Genomic DNA, 232 nt, shown 5'->3' with positions numbered 1-232 from the left:
AAAAAAGGGTAACAGGGAGCGCGATACAGCCACCGATAAGTTTTTTGAAAAGGCAATTGAGCGTTACTTAGTAAAAGAAAAGCCATCGGTGGCTTCGGCTTATAAGTATTATGCAGATTTAGTTATTATTGAAAACGACAGTGTTGTTGGCAGTGATTTAAAGCCTTTAACATACAAAGCGTTTAAAAACAGAATAGATAACTTACCGCAATACGAAGTAATGGTTGCTCGT

General features: G+C 37.1%; 1 protein-coding gene. It reads left to right on the top strand.

What is annotated here, in order from left to right; translation table 11 throughout:
- The coding region (locus AAEY88_RS15640; protein ID WP_350563870.1) for a hypothetical protein at nt 1–232 on the top strand (232 nt) is incomplete at both ends.

This window comes from Psychrobacter sp. CAL346-MNA-CIBAN-0220, from assembly GCF_040309805.1.
Lineage (GTDB): Bacteria > Pseudomonadota > Gammaproteobacteria > Pseudomonadales > Moraxellaceae > Psychrobacter.
This window is presented reverse-complemented; position numbering and strand designations above follow the sequence as displayed.